General features: G+C 62.1%; 13 protein-coding genes and 1 tRNA gene. 3 read left to right on the forward strand and 11 right to left on the reverse strand.

The annotated features are described in order from the left end of the window. Positions 1-6 precede the first annotated feature (6 nt). From ADJ79_RS10975 to ADJ79_RS14495, 6 genes are all read right to left on the reverse strand, one after another. Entirely contained in the window at positions 7-1,212 is a 1,206-nt protein-coding gene (locus ADJ79_RS10975) for a site-specific integrase (RefSeq protein ID WP_050716000.1), read from the reverse strand. A gap of 167 nt (positions 1,213-1,379) precedes the next feature. Then, positions 1,380-1,472, reverse strand: a tRNA-Ser gene (locus ADJ79_RS10980). 54 nt (positions 1,473-1,526) lie between these two features. Beyond that, entirely contained in the window at positions 1,527-2,804 is a 1,278-nt protein-coding gene (locus ADJ79_RS10985; RefSeq protein WP_050716001.1) for an aspartate kinase, read from the reverse strand. Positions 2,805-3,063: 259 nt separating this feature from the next. After that, positions 3,064-3,492, reverse strand: a complete 429-nt coding sequence (locus tag ADJ79_RS10990; protein ID WP_050716002.1) for a DUF4149 domain-containing protein — start codon at positions 3,490-3,492, stop codon at positions 3,064-3,066. Between the two features lie 21 nt (positions 3,493-3,513). After that, positions 3,514-3,990 carry a transcription elongation factor GreA gene (greA, locus tag ADJ79_RS10995; RefSeq protein ID WP_050716003.1) on the reverse strand — a complete coding sequence of 159 codons (477 nt, stop codon included), beginning with the start codon at positions 3,988-3,990 and terminating at the stop codon, positions 3,514-3,516. Positions 3,991-6,073: 2,083 nt separating this feature from the next. Next, a complete protein-coding gene (locus ADJ79_RS14495; RefSeq protein WP_156304163.1) occupies positions 6,074-6,292 on the reverse strand; it encodes a hypothetical protein in 219 nt (72 codons plus the stop codon). On the opposite strand from ADJ79_RS14495, the gene ADJ79_RS14500 reads away from it, so the two are divergent. Next, positions 6,291-6,488: a hypothetical protein gene (locus ADJ79_RS14500; protein WP_156304164.1), complete on the forward strand. Its 198-nt coding sequence runs from the start codon at positions 6,291-6,293 to the stop codon at positions 6,486-6,488. The genes ADJ79_RS14495 and ADJ79_RS14500 overlap by 2 nt on opposite strands. A gap of 146 nt (positions 6,489-6,634) precedes the next feature. Here the strand turns inward: ADJ79_RS14500 and ADJ79_RS11000 are convergent, their stop codons facing one another. Continuing rightward, positions 6,635-7,054, reverse strand: coding sequence for a biopolymer transporter ExbD (locus tag ADJ79_RS11000; protein WP_050716004.1), 420 nt, complete (start codon positions 7,052-7,054; stop codon positions 6,635-6,637). Then, positions 7,051-7,692 carry a MotA/TolQ/ExbB proton channel family protein gene (locus ADJ79_RS11005; protein ID WP_050716005.1) on the reverse strand — a complete coding sequence of 214 codons (642 nt, stop codon included), beginning with the start codon at positions 7,690-7,692 and terminating at the stop codon, positions 7,051-7,053. The genes ADJ79_RS11000 and ADJ79_RS11005 overlap by 4 nt, the downstream gene beginning before the upstream one ends. A 417-nt stretch (positions 7,693-8,109) precedes the next feature. On the opposite strand from ADJ79_RS11005, the gene xseA reads away from it, so the two are divergent. Continuing rightward, positions 8,110-9,504 (forward strand): exodeoxyribonuclease VII large subunit, encoded by a 1,395-nt coding sequence (gene xseA, locus ADJ79_RS11010; protein ID WP_050716582.1) that lies wholly within the window; start codon positions 8,110-8,112, stop codon positions 9,502-9,504. Here the strand turns inward: xseA and ADJ79_RS11015 are convergent. Next, complete coding sequence (locus ADJ79_RS11015; protein WP_146006791.1) at positions 9,489-9,704, reverse strand: hypothetical protein; 216 nt, start codon at positions 9,702-9,704, stop codon at positions 9,489-9,491. The genes xseA and ADJ79_RS11015 overlap by 16 nt on opposite strands. Before the next feature lie 153 nt (positions 9,705-9,857). Beyond that, positions 9,858-12,785 carry a LysM peptidoglycan-binding domain-containing protein gene (locus ADJ79_RS11020; protein ID WP_172674056.1) on the reverse strand — a complete coding sequence of 976 codons (2,928 nt, stop codon included), beginning with the start codon at positions 12,783-12,785 and terminating at the stop codon, positions 9,858-9,860. A 382-nt stretch (positions 12,786-13,167) separates the two neighbouring features. On the opposite strand from ADJ79_RS11020, the gene ADJ79_RS11025 reads away from it, so the two are divergent. Next, entirely contained in the window at positions 13,168-14,913 is a 1,746-nt protein-coding gene (locus tag ADJ79_RS11025) for a LysM domain-containing protein (protein WP_050716008.1), read from the forward strand. Positions 14,914-15,081: 168 nt separating this feature from the next. On the opposite strand, the gene ADJ79_RS11030 is transcribed toward ADJ79_RS11025, so the two are convergent. After that, on the reverse strand, positions 15,082-16,281 hold the full coding sequence (locus ADJ79_RS11030) for an amino acid aminotransferase (protein ID WP_050716009.1): 1,200 nt from the start codon (positions 16,279-16,281) through the stop codon (positions 15,082-15,084). Between the last annotated feature and the right edge of the window lie 103 nt (positions 16,282-16,384).

A 16,384-nucleotide genomic window follows, 5' to 3' on the forward strand; every position in this document is an offset into this window, starting at 1 on the left:
AGCGGACTAGTTTGCAGGCGGGGCTAGGTAATCAGCCCACGCTTGCATGAGCTGGCGGCGTTTGTCAAAGAGGTCGCCGCGCCGGTAGGCGGCCTCAACCTTGTTTTTGATGGTGTGAGCCAGGGCTTTTTCAGCCACTTCAGCGCCGTAGTCGGTGGCTTCCGCCGCCCAGTCTCTAAACGTGGAGCGCCAGCCGTGCGGGACAGCCTGGATGCGCAGGCGGCGCATGGTTTGCAGCATGGCCATGTTGCTGATGTGGCCGCAGGGGCGGGCACCGGGGAAAAGATATTTTTCGCCCTGCATGCGCGGCAGCTCATTCAGCAGGGCCAGCGCCTGGCGCGAGAGGGGGACACGGTGCGCGCCTTGCGTTTTGACTTTCATACGTTTGGCATCAAGTGTCCAGACGGCGGCAGTAAGGTCGATTTCATCCCAGGTTGCTGCTATCACTTCTGTAGTGCGTAGGGCCGTCAGGACAAGCAGGCGCAGAGCCTGGGCGCTTGCGCCGCTGACTTGCGAGATGCGGGCGTAAATGACGGGAGCCTCGCGCCAATCGACGGCGGCGTGGTGTTCGACGCGGGCAATGCGGGCGGGATTGGGCAAGAGCTGATCAAGATGGCCGCGCCAGCGAGCGGGGTTTGGGCCGCTGCGCTTGCCTTGCACGGCGCACCAGTCAAGCACGGCCTCAATGCGCCCGCGAACGCGGGTGGCGGTTTCGGTTTTGGTGCGCCAGATGGGGTCAAGTACGCGCAGGATGTGGGGCTGGTCGATGGCCGCCACATCCAGCCGGCCTAAAACGGGGCTGGCGTACTGTGCAAGTGTGTTGATCCACTGCGCGCGGTGCTTGCTGCTTTGCCATTCAGCATCGCGGCTGGCAATGTAGGTTTCGGCGGCCTTGTCAAATGTCATCGCGTTGCGCGCGGCGGCGCGGGCGGCTTCCAGAGCCTGGGCGCGGTCACGTATGGGATCAACGCCAAGGCTGACCTGCGAGCGTGCGCTGCGAGCCAGGTCACGCGCAGCGGCCAGGGAAACCGACGGATAAGACCCCAGGCCCATCAGACGGCGCTGCCCCTGCAACGAATACCGGAAACACCAGTGGCGTGAGTTTTCGGCCACGCGCAAAAACAGGCCAGGCACGCCGCCCACGGCGTGATCCCCGATTTCGCGCAGGCGAGCCACAGCCTGCGCCGAAAGCTCACGAGCGACCTTTGGCATTAATCGAACTCAATGGGCCAACAGATGGGCCAACAGAAAAGGGCACAAAGCGCAACGCCAAAAAACGCGCCGCAACAAGAAAGCGCGAAATGTGCCACGAAACCAAGCATTTAGGCAACAAAAAAGCCCCGCGAGGGGGCTTTATGAAACACCAAAAAACAGTGTTCTGGCGGAGACGGAGGGATTCGAACCCTCGATGAGGCTCTACACCCCATACTCCCTTAGCAGGGGAGCACCTTCGGCCACTCGGTCACGTCTCCTAGGTAAGCGGCGGATTCTAGCAGAGAAAAGGGCGCTTTCGGCCGTTTACGGCGTCAGGCCGGCGAGGATGCCGTTTGGTCCAGGCCGAAGGCGCGGTGCAGCGTGCGCACGGCCAGCTCCATGTACTTTTCGTCGATGACCACGGAAGTTTTGATCTCGCTGGTGGAAATCATCTGGATGTTGATGCCTTCTTCGCTGAGCGTCTGGAACATTTTGGCGGCCACGCCCACGTGGCTGCGCATGCCGATGCCGACGATGCTGACCTTGCAGATGTGCGTGTCGCTCACCAATTGCGCTTCGCCCAGCTGGGGCAGCACTTTGCTCTTGAGCAAGTCCACGGCGCGCGCCAAATCATTGCGGTGCACGGTGAAGGAAAAATCGGTTTTGCCGTCCTTGCTCAGGTTCTGGATGATCACATCCACCTCGATGTTGGCCGCCGCTACCGCGCCCAGTATCTGGTAGGCGATGCCGGGCTTGTCGGGCACGCCCAGCACCGAAATCTTGGCTTCATCGCGGCTGAAGGCTATGCCGGAAACAAGGGCTTTTTCCATTTTTTCGTCTTCCTCGAAAGTGATGAGGGTGCCGGAGCGGGCCTCTTCGTTGATGTCGATGTCCCAGGGCGTGAAGCTGGAGAGCACACGCACGGGCACTTTGTATTTGCCAGCGAATTCAACCGAGCGGATTTGCAGCACCTTGGAGCCGAGGCTGGCCATTTCCAGCATTTCTTCAAAGCTGACGGTCTGCATGCGCCGGGCCTTGGGGGCCACACGCGGATCGGTGGTGTAAACGCCGTCCACGTCGGTGTAGATCAGGCATTCGCTGGCCTTGAGGGCGGCGGCCACGGCCACGGCGGAGGTGTCAGAGCCGCCACGGCCCAGCGTGGTGATGTTGCCGTCCGCATCCACGCCCTGAAAGCCGGTGATGATGACCACCTTGCCCGCTGCCAGATCGCGGCGCACGCGCTGCTCGTCAATGCTTTCAATGCGGGCTTTGGTGTAGGCGTTGCTGGTTTTGATGGGCACTTGCCAGCCAGCGTAGCTCACGGCGGGCACGCCTTCGGCTTGCAGGGCCAGTGACAGCAGTCCGACGGAGACCTGCTCGCCTGTGGAGGCGAGCATGTCCATCTCGCGCAGGCAGGCATCGGTCAGCTTTTCGGGGGCCAGCTCCTTGGCCAGGCCCAGCAGGCGGTTGGTTTCGCCGCTCATGGCGCTGGGCACCACCACCATTTGGTGGCCGGCGCGCGCCCACTTGGCCACGCGCTTGGCGACGTTGGCAATGCGCTCGGTCGAGCCCATCGACGTGCCGCCGTATTTGTGAACGATCAATGCCATCGGGAAATCGGTATGGGTGAAGGATGAAGAAGCAGGGCGGGCATCACGCGCTCACCCCATGTACGAAAGGGGCGAATTCTAGGAGGAGCGCAGACCGGCCCGTCTGCGTTCTTTCTGGCCAAGCCAGGCGCGGCCCAAGAGTTCAGGAGTAGAAGGGTGGCGTATTTCTGCTCTTGTTATGAGAGCATTGGGTCCTGGTGGAAAGGGCGCAGAAGCCATTTTTTCACCCTTCAAAATTGCTCTTGTTTTTGATTCTGGCTCAGCGCCGCGCCAGCCGCCACAGCACGACAGTGGCGCACAGCCACTGGCCCGCGTAAAGGAGTGTGCCTGCCGTGTGCCACAACGGCAGGTTGATGCGGGCCGCAATGCGCGGGGCGGCAACGTGCTGAACCAGCAGCGCCAGCAGCATCCCCAAGGCGGTCAGGCTGATAAGCGCCGTGTCTTGCCGCTGCGGCTCGTGGGGGCGCGTGAGCAGCAGTACGGCGCCGCAGCCCAATGCCAGCCAGGTTTGCGCGGCAAAGAGGTGAGGCGTGATGCGCGCGGCCAGCGCCACGCTGCCCGCGTTCTGAAACACCAGCGGCACGGCGACGAAGCCCAGGCAGATGCCGCTGCTCCACCACAAGGCGGCGGCCATCAAGGGCAGGCGCGCACTCAGGGCGCTGGCGAAAGCACTGAGAACGCTGGGCATGGGCGTTTCAGAACAGACGACTCAGATGTAGGCAACGCTGATGATCTCGTAGTGCTTGAGGCCGCCAGGGGCCTGCACTTCGGCGCTGTCACCTTCTTCCTTGCCAATGAGGGCGCGCGCGATGGGGCTGGAGATGTTGATGAGACCCTGCTTGAGGTCGGCCTCGTCTTCGCCCACGATTTGGTATTTGACGGTTTCGCCCGTGGCTTCGTCTTGCAGCTCGACGGTTGCGCCGAAGACCACGCGGCCTTCGGCGTGAATGGCGGCGGGGTCGATGATTTGCGCGCTGGCAAGCTTGCCTTCCACTTCCTTGATGCGGCCTTCGATGAAGCCCTGGCGGTCCTTGGCGGCTTCGTATTCGGCGTTTTCGCTCAAATCGCCCTGCGCGCGCGCCTCGGCAATGGCGTTGATGACTTCGGGGCGGTCTTTGGTTTTGAGGCGGTGCAGTTCGGCCTTGAGCTTTTCCGCGCCGCGCTTGGTCAGGGGGGTGGTGGCCATGAGGGTTCCTCCAAAAGCAAACCGCCGCGCATTGCTGCGCGGCGGCCGGTCAATAAATTTCGGTCGGATTATGCCTGCGCCCGCTTTTTTGCCAAGCCTTGACGGGCAGGCTGAAAGCTGCTGGCGCATGCCGCGCAGCCGGTTGCGGACGGCGTGGAAATCCCGCTGGGTGGATGCAGGCCGGGAGCAGCGCGCGAAGCGCGTTCGCGCAGACGCGCCCATCCTTTTTTCAGTTGCTGCCAGCTCTTGCTACCGGTAGCCTGCGCTCAGCATCACGCGGCGCCCTTGACCCAGAAAACGGGAAAAGTCGCCAGCGCAGGAAGCCACGTAGCGCCTGCCAGCGAGGTTTTGCGCGTTCAGCTGCACGAAGCTGCCGCGCAGGGCGGGAAAGGGCTGGTTGGGTTCCGGTCGAGCCAGGCGTTGATCAGCGAAAAGCGGGCACGCGGAAGGCGCTGGCGTTGTCACCCCACTGGGCAGGCGCATCCTCCTCTTCGAGCGAGGCCTGCGGCGCGCCTGGCACGAAAGCGGCCCCTGCGGCGGCGGGCAGCAGGGCCTGGGTTCTGCGACGGCCCCTGGATGGATTGGGTTTTCATCACGCTCAAAACTCCTTGGTAGTGGATGGAGAACTGCCCGCATGCCGAGTGCGGACGGGCGGACGAGGCGATGAAGGGCAATGGCGTGGCAAAGCGATGGCACCGTGCACAAGCAGACAAGCCGCCTCGTGACAGGGGCATGAATTTGCTTCTGCTTTGATAGCGGGGGGTCTTAGTGGAATCAGCGCTGATGGCATTTTTAATGGCTTGAATTTGCTTCTATTTTTGATGCGAGGCGTGCCTGAATGCGCCGGTGGGAAACAGACGGAAAAACGGGCGGATCATGGCGCGTCAGGGCCGGGTGGCAGAGGGTGCGCCCGCATCGGCCTATCGGCTATTTGCAGGTTTTTTCATGGTGCGCCTCGCGGCCCGCCGCCTCATCTGCCGCCAGCAGGCTTGGCAGACCCGGCGGCACTTCCTCACTCCAGGCGCAGTAGCCGTGGCCGCTGGCGTATTCAGCGTGCGATCACGGGCAGACCGCGCGCTTGCTGCACGTGTTGGCTGCGGCTGTTGTTTGTCAGGCCCTCCATGCCATTGGCGGATTACTCCAGCAGGCCCGGGGCGGCGTTGCACAGTGAGCCAACGGCGGAATGTCAAACAGCGAACGCCAGGCGCGGCGGGGCCGCACCGCCTGAAGGCGCGGAATGGCGGGTGGTGATTGGCTTTGGCTCACCCGCTGGCAGGCGGACGCCGCGCGGGCCGCTGGTCAGCAAGCGCCAGACCGGGGCGCTGACGGCATTGCACGCTTCATCAGCCACGGGGCAGGCCAAAGCAGCCCCCAGCCGGTAAATGCCTTCCTCGCGCGCGATCCATCCAGTCCAGCCGTCGCTCCAGCGTGTGCCCAGCCAGCGGCAGACCGAACGGCACAGACGGTTTGAGTGGCCAGTCCGCCGTAGGCGGCCAGGCCGTGGGCGTGTTCATGAAAACAGAAGCAGATTCAAGGGCATGGAAACAGCCCTTGTCGCAATAAATACGGGGAGTTTTCGCTATCAAACAAGGAGCAAAAAGATGGAGCAAGAAGCTTCGCTTCTCCCTTTCGCGTCCCCCACAGCGTTCCCCTTTTCGCCCCCTTCCCACGCTGCCGCTTCAGCAGAGAGCCAGCGCAAATCAATCCTGGATGTCAAGACGCTCGCGTCTTTGCCGCCCTCGCGCGCAAACGGCCATGCCTGGATTGCCGCTGCTTTTTCTTCTCCGTGAACAGCTTTACGCCCGCTTGGCTCGTGCTGCGCGCGCCGCCGTCATCGCCTTCACCTGCGCCGACTGCTTCACGCGGCCCGGCGCTGACCGAGCAGCTGCACGACAGCTTGCAGCATCAAAAACAGAAGCAAATCCAATGGGGCAAAAATATCCTTCTGCGCCCGTTCTACTAGGACATATTGCTATTGATAGTAGAGCGAAAAGATCCCTTGGAGCCTGCTTGAAATCTGCTTGTGGGAGGGCGGCGGATTGAATGGGCAGCAAGACGCAGAATGAAATCCGGCGAAAGCGTGTTATCTGGCCGCACCGCCAATGCATTGGCCCAGGCTGAACGGACCTTTGACGGGCGGGCTGCTGAAAAAGTCTGCCATCAGCATTTTGGAAATGATTTGGCAGGAGCAGGCGCCGTCGGCTGGTTGGCTGTGGATATAGAGAAATTCATGGGTTTCATCGGGCCTGCATGCGGCGCACGCGGAAACTGGAAACGCTGCCGTAAATGGCGGTGTTTTCATGCGTCCATTGCCTTTGCGCGTGATGAACGATGGGCCGCGCCAGCTTGTGGCTGAAAACGCCGCAGCCCGGCAAAAGCGCGGCTGCCAGCACGATTGCGGCCATTGCCTTTCTTATTTCATGGCCTGTTTTGGAAACGCGCAATTGGAAAACTTCTTTCCAATTAAAGCCAATAAGGCCATGTCTGCCAAAGCTTGATGGCGCGGTTCCTTCTCACCCGCCGCGCTTGCATCGTGAAGGCGGCAGGCCAAAGCGCTGGTGCAAGGCGGCAGTGAAGTTGGGCGGAAAAGTCGTGCAAAAGCCGTTCGGTGCTGCGGCCGCCTGCCATCTGGGCGGCCTGGCGGCTATTGCCCGCCGGTTTGCGCGGCGAAGGTCAGCTGCGTCAGGCCTTGGCGGCGGGCGGCTTCCATCACGGTGATGACGGACTGGTGGCTGGCCTGTGCGTCGGCGCTGATGACGATGACGCTGCCTTGGCCCGCCGCGCTGGCGGCGCGGCTGAGGGCTGCGGCCACGGTGTCGGTGTCGCGGGCGGGCAGCTCCTGGCCGGCAATCATGTAGCGGCCGTCAGCGGCGACGGAGACAACGACTTCCTTCGGTCGTGTCTGCGAGGCGTCGGCGCTGGCCGAGGGCAGGTTCAGTTGCAGCTCGGTGAATTTGCTGTAGGTGGTGGTCAGCATCAGGAAGATGAGGATGACCAGCAGCACGTCGATGAAGGGGATGAGGTTGATCTCCGGATCGGCGTGGGGGCGGGGGTTGAATTTCATCGCTTGCTGCCTTTGCAAAGCGGCTCCAGATGGTGGGCGAAGCGCTCGGCGGCCAGCTCCAGCGCGAGCACGTAGCCATCAACCCGGGCGCGGAAGTAGCGCCAGAAGATGAGGGCCGGAATGGCGACGATGAGGCCAAAGGCCGTGTTGTAGAGCGCCACCGAAATGCCGTGCGCCAGCTTGGCCGGGTTGCCGCCTGCAAGCGAGCCGGCAGGCGCTTGCGAGCCGAAGATTTCAATCATGCCGATCACGGTGCCCAGCAGGCCCAGCAGCGGCGCGGCCGAGGCGATGGTGGCCAGAGCGGGCAAGAAGCGCTCCAGCTTGTGCGCGGCGCTGCGGCCAGCGGCTTGCAGCGCCGCGCGCATTTCTTCAGGGCTGCATTGCGGGTTGCTGTTGAGCGCGCGCCAGCCTGCGGCCAGCACTTCGCCCACGGTGGAATGCTGCGCGAGCTGATTGACGGTGTCAGGCCCAGGCACGCCACGGTGCGAGACCTTGATGGCTTCGTCCACCACGCTGGGCGAGTAAATGCGCGAAGGCTTGAGGCTGATGAAGCGCTCGATGATCAGCGCCAGCGCGATGATGGATGCCAGGATGAGGGGCCAGATGGGCCAGCCGGCCGCTTGTATGATGGAAAGCAAAACGGTTCTCCGTTGCAAAAATACTGTATGAAAAAGCAGAAACCGGCTGTGCCAGCGCCTGCGAAGCGTGATAAGGGGCAATTATTACCCACGCATTACCCGCGTTTCAGCCTGTTGCACGGCCGGAAGCGGCGGGCCGGGGGCTGGCTGGCATTCATCCACACGCTCTGTGGACAACTCTGTGAAAAACCGGGTGGAAAAGCCTTTGCAAAGCCTGATTTGATGCGGTTTTGGGCGCGTCGATGAAATTTTTGGCATGAAAAAATCATTTCAAATCAAGCAGTTGCTACGCCGAATCGTCATTTGCGCGGAGGCGCGCCGCGCCTGCCCCGGGAGCGCGCTTTCTGTGGAAGAACGGCAGGTGTGGCCGTGGCAGTGAGCGTTCGCGCCGGTTTTTCCGCTGCTGCGCAGGGTGGTTTGCAAGCCGCCCTGCCGCAGTCCGATGTGTGGCCCGTGGGCCAGTTGTGCCAGGCCATCGCGCAGGTGCTGGATGCGCGGCTGAACCCGGTGACGGTGCAGGGCGAAATCACTGGCTTTTCGCGCGCGGCCAGCGGGCATTGCTACTTCTCGCTGAAAGATGAAACGGGGCAGCTGCGCTGCGCCATGTTCCGCCGCGCGGCCAGCGGGCTGGATTTCGCGCCGCGCGATGGCGAGCAAGTGCTGGCGCGCGGCCGTCTGGGCGTGTACGAGGCGCGGGGTGATTTGCAGCTGGTGGTAGAGACCATGCGCCGCGCCGGGCAGGGCGCATTGTTTGAGCAGTTTTTGCAGCTCAAGGCCCGCTTGCAGGCCGAAGGGCTGTTTGACGCCACCCGCAAACGGGCGCCGCCCGCGCAGCCGCGCGGCATTGGCGTGGTCACTTCATTGCACGCCGCTGCCTTGCACGACGTGCTCACGTCCCTGCGCCGCCGCGCGCCGCACGTGCCCGTCATCGTCTCGCCCGCTGCTGTGCAGGGCGCGGGCGCGCCGGCCGAACTCATCCATGCCATGAATGCACTGGCCCGGCTGCATCGCCGTGCGGCGGCGCCGGAAAAGCAGCGGCAGCCGCGCGTGGATGTCATCTTGCTTGTGCGCGGCGGCGGCGCCATTGAAGACCTCTGGGCTTTCAACGATGAAGCATTGGCCCGCGCCATTGCCGCCAGCCCCATTCCCGTCATCAGTGGCGTAGGGCATGAAAGCGACTTCACCATTGCCGACTTCGTGGCCGATCTGCGCGCGCCCACGCCCACTGCCGCCGCCGAACTGGCCTGCCCTGACCGCGCCACTTTGCTGGCCGCATTGCAAACGCAAGCCGCGCGGCTGGCCCGCGCCGCGCGCCACCGCATCGACACGCAAGGCCAGCGGCTGGATCACCTGGCGCTGCGTCTGGGCCGCCCTGCCAGCGCCTTGGCCGCCGAACGCCTGCGGCTGGAGCGCCATCAGCAACGCATGCTGCATGCCCTGCGCCTGCGGCTGGAGCGCGAAACCGCCCGCCTGGCACACGCCTGTCAGCGCCTGCCCGCCGCCAGCGCCCCTGCGCTGCAAAGCGCCCGCCAGCGCCTGCAAGGCCTGGCGCAGGCATGGCCTTTGGCTGCTGCCCGCGCCCTGCAAGCCGAACGCGAGCGCCTGACCCGCGCCGCCTTGCGGCTTGACCTGCTCGACCCACGCCACACCCTGGCGCGCGGCTACGCCCTGCTGCAAACCAGCGGCGGCCTGCCCCTGACCCGCGCCGCCCAGGCCCAGCCCGGCCAGCCCGTGCGGGCCACGCTGGCCGACGGCGCGCTGGCGCTGACCGTGCAGAGCGCGGAGGTTTCGCCTGTTCAACGAGGCGGCTGATCGCCCTGATCCTGGCCGCGCGCTCTGGCCACGGCGCGTGGATCAGTCAGTTGCGTCCTGATCAGCGGAACAGCCCACAGGTGCAGCACAAAAGAAATCGACAAGGCCACAACGCCCAGCATGATCATGAGGGCGGGATCGCGCACCCAGCGCAATGTGACCGCCAGCACCACGGCCATGCTTGGCAGCATGGCTGCCACGGCAGGCAAAGGTGAAACCGAAACCCGCAGCCCGCACGCCTTGCAAGGCACGCTGCGTGCCCAGCCGAGAGCGAGCTTCTTCAATGAAGACATGGCGGGTTGCCCGCAGTGGGGACAGGTAGTGGCTGACATGTGCGATGACTTTGTTTGCCGTCAAGGAGTGAGCACGGGCAGACCCAGGTGGGTGAGCACCTTGTCCATTTGCGCGGCGGAGCTGGGGGGCATATTGACATCCATCGTTCCGTAACCAGGGCCTCCCGTTGGCACTTTCTGGACGGGCTTCCAGCGATCGTCGCCCTCCTTGGCCGCCGGGAATTTCTCCATGTTTCCGTCGTTGTAGTCAAGCGTTTGGTGCAGGCGGTCACGCAAATTGACCAGCTTGTCATGAGGCATGTGGTTGAGCCAGTCAACGAACTTTTTCTGGTCTTCCGGTTTTTGCATGTCCAAGCCCTTGTGTTCGGCATAACGCAGCAGCAGCGGCACTGGGCTGTGTCCCTTTCCGTTCTGATTGACCAGTTCCTGGGCCGCTGCTTCGGAAATGCCTGCGTTTTGCAGGAACCGCAAAGATGCGCCGCCGTCACTGCCGGGTTCGTGCTTGTTGGCTTCCTTCACGGAGTTCCATATGCCAAGGCCAATCACGGAGACCACCACCAGTCCGATGCCGATGGGGCCGGCCATGCTGCCTGCGCCAAAAGTGGCCATCAGGCCGCCTGCGGCGCTAGTGCCGTACAGCACGCCGGAAGGAATATCGCCAGAGGCAAACGATTCGCCCATGCTCCAGGCGTCAAGGGCGGCGCCTAAAGCACCCACCACCTTGCCTGCAGTTTTGCCACCCAGCTTACCCAAAGCGGAGTCGGCATCCACCTTGCCTATGGCCACCAGAAGCTCACTGCCGCGCTGGCCCAGACCAGCAGCGCCCACGATGGCTTGCAGGCCATTTTTGACGGTGGGGTCATTGATGGCCTTGCCTGTGGAAGCCAGGAAGCTCACGCCAGAAAGCGCTATGCCCAGCCCGCGTATCAGCCGCCCGGCTGCCGTGGAACCATTCAGCCCCTTGATGCCGTTGAGCTTGGTATCCAGCGCGCTCGTGCGCTTTGCGATGTCATCAGCCGATTCGCCTGCCTTGGGAATGGTGTTTTCCAGCGCCGAGACGACTTCGTCCATCTGCGAGGGCGAAAGCCCCAGCAGTTTGGCAAAGCGTGAGTCTTTCAGACCGGTCAGCGCTTGTTTGGCGCTGGCCACGCTGGCGGCATCGCTGGGGTCCAGGTTGCCAATCTTGTCCAAAACGACGCCCTTGGCATAGGCCGAGGCCAGTTCATTAACCAGCTTGCGCCCCTGATCGCCCAGCTTGGCCTGCACGCCCGGATTGGAGAAGAAGTTGGCGACTTTCTCGCCCTGCGCGCCAGCCAGAAGTTCCGGGTTTGACTGCACGGCGGAGCTGAACGCCAGCTGCGCCGAAGGATTGCTGAGGATTTCCTTGGCGATTTCCGCGCCGCCGCCTTCCGGATCCAGATCGGCGATCTGTCCTGCCAGTTTTTCGCCATGCGCAACCAGGCGGGCTTTCAGCTCATTGCCCTTGGCTTCCCATTCAGGGCCTTTTTCTTTGGCGTATTGGGCAATGGCCTGCTCAAGCTGCTCAGGCGTCATGGCGCCGCCATGATTGGCCACCAGCCAGCCCAGCTCGCTCATGTGTTCGGCGTATGCCTTGCCTGTCTGGTCAATGCTGCTGGCATACGTTTTCATGGCAGAACGGATGTCCTGCTTTACGGCGTCAATATCCACGCCTTGCTGCTTGGCCCATTCAAGCGCGTAGGCGGGGCGGCCTCCTTCCGCAATGTGCTGATGCATGGCCGTGCGGTCCCATACGTCCTGCGCAGCCAGTTTTTGCATGTTGATCTGGCCCTGCGGGGTATCGATACCGCGGTCCATTGCCTTCATCAGGTTCTGGAAGCCATCGTCTGTGAAAGGCGAGTTCAGCGTGGGGTAATGTTCCTTGAAGCTGCCACTGAAGGCTTCGATCGTGGGCATGGCCTTGCCCGTGAGCTGCGCGGCCATGTCAGGCGGCAGGCCTCTTGTGACTTGCTCCAGGCGCTCTGCGCTTTGGATGCCTGCGGCCAAAGGGGTGCCGTGGTCGCGTTCAGCCTGCTGGGCATCACCGCCTGCCAGCGGTTCTGTCGCCCAGTTGGCTGCGTCCTGCAACATTTGCTGGCCCTTCGGGCTGGCTGCCACGGCTGACTTGACTTCGGGCGGTGCATCTGCCAAGCGTTTGGACAGCTCCTGCATTTGCTGCTCTGGCGACTTGCCTGCCGCCGTGGCCTGAGTGACGATTTCTTCCGCCCGGCCTGCGGGGCTGGCGCGATAGCGTTCATTTGCCAGGGTTTGCAAAGCCGTGTCCAGCTGCTTGGTGGCGCCTGCGTCAGCCTGATAGCGTTCCTTCAGCTGTGCGCCAGCAGCGGCGTAGCGTTCTTCATCATTGCTCCAGGCGCCTTCTGGCGGGGTGGCGTCTTTGGCGCGCAGGTCCAGCTCTTCGCGCACAGCCTGGTTCAGATTGCCTTGCGCCGTTTGCACGCTGCGGTGTGCGTCTTCACGGACAGCAGGGTGGGCGTCAGGCGGCAGCGAGTCATAGCGCTGCTGGGCATGGTCCAGCGAAGCCTGGGCCTGGTCGGTGGCCTGCACTTTCTGCTCCAGCGGTGAAGCATCTTTCTGCGCGGGCACCCATAGTTCTTGGCCAGCCTGCACGCGGTTGCTGTTGGGCACGCTGGAGCGGTTGGCGCGGGCGATGTCTCGTGCGCTCACGTTTGGGTGCTCACGCGCCATGTCGGTCAGCGTCTGGCCGGGTTCCAGCACATCGCGCGTGGGTTCGGTTCCGTAATTGGCGCCGATAGGCACATTCAGTTTTTGCCCTATTTCCAGCGCATCAGGATTGTTCAGCTGCGGATTGGCTGCCTCCAGCATGGGGGTGGAGGTTTGGTAGCGGTGGGCGATTTCAGTCAGGTTTTCGTTTTTTTGCACTTCGTGCTGCACATAGCGCTCTGGCGGGGGCGCATCGGACTTTCCTGCATGCAAGTTTGGCTGGCGCACGGCGTTATCAACCTCTTTGCGGGGCGGTGGCGGTGGCGGAGGTGGGGGCGGAGGCGGCACAAACTTGGTATGGGAAATGAGATTGGTGCCATGAATACCGGAAGCCATAACAGGACCTTTCAAAGATGGAGGGGGTGATACCAGCCGGACGGCTTGCTTTGGATTCGCCTTAAAGCCAGCTGAACTTGCGCTTCCAGTCTATTGAGCGCGATATCTGCTGCCTAGCTGGGGCGTTTTCCTAGGGGTATCTTTGTATAGGAAGACGCAAAACCCAGGGGCTTGTGTCTGCCCGACTGGTAATCACCCCAGCTATCGCTATGACATCCAAGCTTCTAAAGTGTTGAAGTCCGCTTTTGTGCAACCACCCAAAGGAGATTCAGCCATGAGCATTGCCCCCTTGAACGCTAGCCTGTTGCCGCGAGTGCAGCCGCCGCAGGAGCAAAAAACCTACACCGTCCAGCATGGCGACACGATTGGCGGCATTGCCAGCAAGCAGGGCGTGAGCACGCAGGACCTCATCGCGAAAAATCCGCAAATCAGCAATCCCGATGCGCTCTATCCGGGCGATGTTCTGAACATCCCCGAAAAACAGTCAAAAGCAGCCCAGCCGGGCAAGGGCAGCGTGACGATGAATGACGACCAGTCTGCTTCCGCTCCTGGCGTGCCGCAGGGCGGCGCTACAACAGAAAAAACCAGCAAGACCAACACCCATGTCGGCGGGGATACCGATGGCAAGGTTTCAGTTGGCGGCAAACAGACGGACACCACCAAGACCACGAATCTGGACGGCAGCGAAAGCTCATCCTCTTCGTCACGCAGCCTGGATGCGTCTGTGGACCCCAGCAAAGGCACATTCAGCGTTTCGGCTGGCACGGGCTTTACGGAGAGCGTCAAAACTTCAAAGGGCTATGGCATCAGCTTTGGCGTGAATACCAATGCCACGGTGGTCAGCGGCCTGAACACCAAAAACGGCGTCACCACCTTCACTTCGTCTGGCGATGTGTCCGTGAGTTTGCAGGGCGGCGCCAGCGGTGGCCATGTCGGCCTCAGCGCGGGGCATACCAGCGGCATCAAGAGCAGTTTTGAAGTGTCCATGCCGGAGCAGGCCGCCAAAAGCACGGCGCCGCGCACCGTCAGCCCGTTTTCGCCTGATTCCATGCCGACCGGAACCGTGGTCAAAATGGACGGTTCTTCGTATTCCACCAATGAATTCAAGGCGACTTTCAAGCATTTGGCCACACAGACCAAAATCACGGATGAAAGCGGCGTCAGCCTGCTGGTGGAGAAAACCGATACCAACAAGGTGCGCGTGACGGCAGGCCCGAAAGAGGCCATTAACGCGTATAACGGCGTGGGCGTTGATTTTGAAATGGCCAGCATCATGCTGGGGCGCAATGACAAGCTGGAAACTGCGCATTTGAAAACCGCTGAATTCGATCTGTCCACCCCGGAAGGAAAGGCCGCCTATAATGACTTTCTTGCCAACGGCAATATGCCGGAAAACAATGGAACGGGTATCTCGAGCGTAAAGACAATCGAGAAACTCGATTTCAGTTCGCAATCAAAGCTGGATATCAAGCTGGGACCGGTCAATCTTGGCCTGGAAGGCGCCAAAAATACTGGCAATACCGTCATCACGAAATTCCCGGATGGTACGGCACAAGGCACGGTCACCCTTCAATATTCGGGCAATGTACCCATGACCGTCACGCAGAAATTTGATGCCAGCGGCAAGGAAGTGGTCTCGGAGAGGCGTTATTCCTACACCGTGAAGGTAGATGAAAACAGTGCCCAGCTGCTGAATGTTGCGCAAACAGGGGATTTGAACAAAGCCACCAGCGGCCCCGTCAAGGCGGGCCAGACTGTTACGCTGACTTATACCAGCAGCGAAATGAAAACCCTGCTTGATCAAACCGCGAAAGCTGGCGAGCGCAACCCGGATTTACGGGCGCTGGCTACCACATTGGGCGGGCAAGCTGCTTCGGTTGAAGATTTTGCAATCAGTCTGGCGCGCAACCTGAATGGCGATGATTACAACACATGCTATCGCTTGTTTAATATTTCAGATGGTTTCGATGTCGGCGACAAACAATATGCCAAACTGCCAGGGCAGCTGACCATTGGCTGATTTGCAATAATGGCCTGAAGACCATTTCAGAAAAACACGAAGGCGGCAGGTATTTGGCCTGCCGCCTTTTTCATGCCGGGGGCATGGGAACGCGTATGCCCGAATGCAAACGGCGCTTTGCAGCGCCGTTTTTGCCGGATGCGGTCAGGCCGCGAGAGGACAAAATGACTATTTCATAACTGCCGCAATAGCCTGGCAAACATGGTCAATATTGCGGCTGTTGAGCGCGGCCACGCACAGGCGGCCCGAATCGGTGCCGTAAACGCCAAATTCGCTGCGCAGGCGCTGCATTTGCTCTTTTGACAGGCCGGAATAGCTGAACATGCCAACCTGATTGACGATGAAGCTCATGTCTTGCGTGACGCCCGCAGCTTTCAGGCCATCGGCCAGCGCCTGGCGCATGGCCTTGATGCGCGTGCGCATTTCGCCCAGCTCTTTTTCCCACAAGGTGCGCCATTCGGGGGTGTTCAGCACGGCGGAAACCACGGCGGCGCCATGCGTGGGCGGGTTGCTGTAATTGGTGCGGATGGTGAGCTTGAGCTGGCTGAGCACGCGGGCGGCTTCATCCTTGCTTTCGCACACCACGGAGAGAGCGCCCACGCGCTCGCCGTAGAGACTGAAGCTCTTGCTGAAAGAAGTGGAGACGAAAAAGCTCAGGCCAGCGGCCGCAAATTTGCCGATGACGGCGCCGTCTTCCGCCAAGCCCTGGCCAAAGCCCTGGTAGGCCATATCGAGAAAGGCGGTGAGGCCCTTGGCCTTGACGGCGGCAATGACCTGATCCCACTGCGCGGCGCTGAGGTCATAACCCGTGGGGTTGTGGCAGCAGGCGTGCAGCACAACGATGTCGCCTGCGGCGGCGGCGTTCAGATCGGCCAGCATGCCCTCAAAGTCCACGCCGCGCCGGGCGGCGTCGTAATAACGGTAGGCGGCAACTTCAAAGCCAGCGCGGGAAAAGAGGGCCTTGTGGTTGTCCCAGCTGGGGTTGGAAACCAGCACCTTGGCCGAAGGCGTGAGCTGCCTGAGAAAGTCCGCCCCGATTTTCAGCGCGCCGGTGCCGCCCAGCGTTTGCACGGTGGCCACGCGGCCATCCTGCACGGCGGGAGCCTGCGCGCCGAAAACAAGCGCCTTGACGGCGCTGTCATAGGCCGTCAGGCCGTCAATGGGCAGATAGCCGCGCGGGGCCTGCTTGCTCATCAGCGCCTGCTCGGCTGCCTGCACGCATTGCAGCAGGGGCAGCTTGCCGCTGTCGTCAAAGTAAACGCCAACGCCCAAGTTGGCCTTGGCGGGGTGGGTGTCAGCGGCGAATTGCTCGTTCAGACCCAGGATGGGGTCGCGCGGAGCCAGTTGGACAGCGGAGAACAGGGACATGCGGATGCTTCCAGAGGAGTGAGAGATGCGCCGATTGTAAGAACCGGTTCACAGTCCGCCCCGCGCACCGGTTTCGCGCCGGGGCCTGACGCAGCGGCCAGGA

Origin of the sequence: Ottowia sp. oral taxon 894, assembly GCF_001262075.1 — a bacterium.
GTDB classification, from domain to species: domain Bacteria; phylum Pseudomonadota; class Gammaproteobacteria; order Burkholderiales; family Burkholderiaceae_C; genus Ottowia; species Ottowia massiliensis.